Annotated in this window: 1 pseudogene; it reads right to left on the reverse strand. The window is 48.3% G+C overall.

The annotated features are described in order from the left end of the window. Window positions 1-26: 26 nt before the first annotated feature. Window positions 27-574: pseudogene (locus tag KIV40_RS32310) on the reverse strand (ABC transporter substrate-binding protein); the annotation flags it as partial.

The following is a 574-nucleotide window of genomic DNA, read 5'->3' on the forward strand; positions in this document are numbered from 1 at the left end:
GGCTTAGACAGAGCAGGGTTATTCTAGGTCAGCTCAATCAGCAGAGACTTAACAAAGCTTGTACCATGAAACTCCGGTGGGCGAGGGTAGCTCAGACGATTTGGGTAAGCTTGCGCGTAGCTCAACATCTCTGAGAATGAATTAGGCGGATTGTTTAATGTCTCTTGGTCGTGAATGAAGACCAGTTGACCAACGCCACAAGGTGCTTCTAAGCCCTCGGTTGGCTCTGAGAAGTCGACATCAATCGGAAGTGATTTGTCGACATATTGCCAGTTAGGCAGTGTTTGCGTGAAAGGACCAAACAGTAGCGCGTTGTCTTTCATAGAACGGAAGTTCTCACCGTTGATCCAGACCATATCAACACTACCGCCACTGTTTTTACCTGCGGCTTTTTCAGCGACCAGACGAGTGGTCGTCTCCGCTATGTCAGTCACTTTAACGTGTTTGAGTGTTACACCATGGTTTTGTTGTAGCTGTTTGCCTGCCCATTGAATGTAGCGGTTGATCTCTTGGCTACCACCCCAAGCGTGAAAGTAGACAGTTTGTCCTTCTGCCTCACGTTCGATTTGACTCC

This window comes from Vibrio sp. D173a, from assembly GCF_030248475.1.